The following is a 1,189-nucleotide window of genomic DNA, read 5'->3' as shown; positions in this document are numbered from 1 at the left end:
TGAAAGATCCTCGTTCCTTCGAGTCACTCAGAAGTAGAGGTTGTAGGTGATTGTGCCATTGCGAATCGGACGGGCGACAGGCCGCCGAGACTGCGATGGGGACGGTGGTGGTTGTAGCGATGGCGCCAGTCCTCGGTCATGCGGCGCACCTCGGTCAGACTGGTGAAGACGTAGCGATCGAGGACCTCGGTTCGCAGCGTGCGATTGAAACGTTCGATATAGGCGTTCTGCGTCGGCTTGCCCGGCTGGATGTGGACCAACTCGACGCCGTTGCGCTGGGCCCACTGCCGCAGCAGCTGGCTGATCAGCTCGGGGCCGTTGTCCAGGCGCAGGCGCCTGGGTGCACCGCGGAGTTCGACCAGCTCATCGAGTGCCCGGATCACGCGCAGCGCCGGCAGGCTGGTGTCGATCTCGATGCGCAGCGATTCCCGGTTGAAATCGTCGATCACGTTGAAGGTGCGGAAGCGGCGGCCCGACCACAGTCCATCGGCCATGAAATCGGCAGACCACGTGTGATTGGGAGCATCCGGCACCTGCAATGGATCGCGCACGCGCTCCGGCAGACGTCGTTTGCCGCGACGAGGCAGATTCAGCTTCAGCTCGCAGTACACCCGCCACAGCCGCGTCTTGCCCCACGGCTTGCCCTCGTTTCGAAACGTCTGACTGAGCAGGAAGAATCCCTGTCCGGGATTCGCCGTGATATGGCCGGTGATCGCCTCGATCACGGGCGTATCGTCCGGGCGCCGGGACCGGTAGTACGGCGCCGAGCGCGACAGGTGCAGCGCGCGGCAGGCAGCGCGCTGGCTGACGTCGTGTTGGGTCTGCATCGCCAGGCACAGCTCCATTCGCTGCGCCTGGCTCAGAGCTTTTTTGAGACGACGTCCTGCAGGGCGTGATGCACCAGCGCCAGCTCGGCGTACATCTTCTTGAGCTTGGCGTTCTCGCCTTCTAGCTCCTTGAGCCGGCGCAGCTGCGAGACATCCATGCCGGCGTACTTGGCCTTCCAGGCGTAGTAGGTCGGCTCGGAAATGCCGTGCTTGCGGCAGGTCTCGGCGACCTTGGCCCCGGCCTCGACTTCCTTGAGGATACGGACGATCTGTTCTTCAGAAAACTTCGACTTCTTCACGTAGAGCTCCTTGCGGTGGAAACTCTACTTCCAACTGGCTCGAATCAGCGAGGATCTTTCAAA

At 62.5% G+C, this 1,189-nt stretch carries 1 protein-coding gene; it reads right to left on the bottom strand.

Annotation, left to right across the window (positions count from 1 at the left end):
* Positions 1–23: 23 nt before the first annotated feature.
* A protein-coding gene (locus E4T66_RS21255; protein WP_136852162.1) for an IS3 family transposase occupies positions 24–1,126 on the bottom strand; the annotation gives its coding sequence in 2 pieces (ribosomal slippage) (positions 24–874 and positions 874–1,126; 1,104 coding nt in all).
* Between the last annotated feature and the right edge of the window lie 63 nt (positions 1,127–1,189).

This window comes from Sinimarinibacterium arenosum (assembly GCF_005047655.1).
Classification (GTDB): Bacteria; Pseudomonadota; Gammaproteobacteria; order Nevskiales; family Nevskiaceae; genus Solimonas.
The sequence above is the reverse complement of the archived record's forward strand: the minus strand, read 5'-3'. Positions and strand labels throughout refer to the sequence as shown.